This is a genomic window from Streptomyces sp. NPDC046335 (genome assembly GCF_055587985.1).
Map to the genome: position 1 here is coordinate 1 of NZ_JBVJFF010000054.1, position 1,485 is coordinate 1,485.

Annotated in this window: 1 protein-coding gene and 1 pseudogene; one reads left to right on the forward strand and one right to left on the reverse strand. The window is 68.6% G+C overall.

The window, feature by feature from the left end; translation table 11 throughout:
* Positions 1 to 915: pseudogene (locus ACZ6JY_RS40795) on the reverse strand (IS5 family transposase); the annotation flags it as partial.
* Between ACZ6JY_RS40795 and ACZ6JY_RS40800 the strand changes: the two are divergent.
* The coding region (locus ACZ6JY_RS40800; RefSeq protein ID WP_469204660.1) for a class I SAM-dependent methyltransferase at positions 904 to 1,485 on the forward strand (582 nt) is incomplete at its 3' end. The pseudogene ACZ6JY_RS40795 and the gene ACZ6JY_RS40800 overlap by 12 nt on opposite strands.

Consider the following 1,485-nt stretch of genomic DNA (forward strand, 5'->3'; position numbering starts at 1 on the left):
CAAGGAAGCCAGGACTACTCCGGCACGGTAGCGGTCGCCGAGCTTGTCGAACCGGGTCGCGATCGCGCGGAACTGCTTGAGGCGGGCGAAGCATCGTTCGACGACGTTGCGGTCGCGGTAGGTGACCTTGTCGAAGGTCGGCGGCCGGCCGCCGAGGGCTCCGCGTCGGTGGCGGTTCGCCGCCTGGTCGCGGCGCTCGGGGATCGTGGCAGCGATGCCCCGACGCCTCAGCAGATGGCGGATGGCGGATGGCCCTGCTGGAATACGCCTTGTCACCCAGCACACGGTCCGGTGTCGTGCGCGGGCGGCCCGTGCCGAGGCGCGGGGTGCGGATGCCGTCGAGGACCTGGCCGAACGCCGTCGCGTCGTTGACGTTGCCGGGCGTGAGCACAATCGACAGGGGCAGGCCCCGGCCATCGACGGCGAGATGGACTTTGGTGGTCAGTCCGCCTCGGGAGCGGCCGAGGGCCTGGCGCGCCTGCGAGCGGCCCGGATCTTCCAGTTCGTCCCCGTTCACATCCCCCTTTTGCGGGCGCCGACTGCGTGCTGGTGGGCTCGGTTGATGGTGGAGTCGACGGAGACGGTCCATTCCACCCGGCCCACCGCGTCATCGCGGACCTGAACGTGCTCCAGCAACCGTGCCCAGGTGCCGTCCGCCTCCCAGCGGGCGAACCGCTCGTAGACGGTCTGCCACGGCCCGAACCGGTCGGGAAGATCCCGCCACGGAGCCCCGGTCCGCAGCCGCCACAGCACCCCGTTGACCACCTGCCGGTGATCACGCCACGGACGGCCCCGTCCGTCCACCTGAGGCAAAAGGGGCTCTATCCGCCTCCATGCCGCATCCGTCAACTCACCTCGACCTGCCACAAGATCAATTATCAGACCGGCTATAGAGTCCTGCCCGTGGCGAATCATCAGGACGAGACCAGGACGGCCTACGACGGTGTCGTCGAGCTGTACGCATCGCTGTTCGCAAACCGGCTGGAAACACAGCCTTTCTCCCGGGCCATGATCGGCACCTTCGCCGAACTGGTGCGCGCGACGGGCAACCTGCGGACAGCGGACGTCGGGTGCGGGCCCGGACATCTGACAGCCATGCTGCACGAACTCGGCCTGGACGCCTTCGGACTAGACCTTGCCCCCGGCATGGTCGACCACGCCCGGCAGGCCCATCCGGCGCTGCGCTTCCAAGAGGCGCGGATGGAATCCCTGCCGATCGAGGACGCCGCGCTCGGCGGCGTGCTGGCCCACTACTCAATGATTCACACCCCTCCGGGGGAACTACCGGAGCTGCTCGCCGAACAGGTACGCGTCCTGGCACCGAACGGTCTGCTCCTGGTCTCCTTCTTCGGGACCGACGGACAAGTACCGGTCCGGTTCGACCACAAGGTGGCGCCCGCCTACAGCTGGCCGGTGGATCGCCTCGCCGAACTGCTGGGCGATGCTGGGCTCGATCCCTTCGCCCGGCTGCTCCACGATCCATCC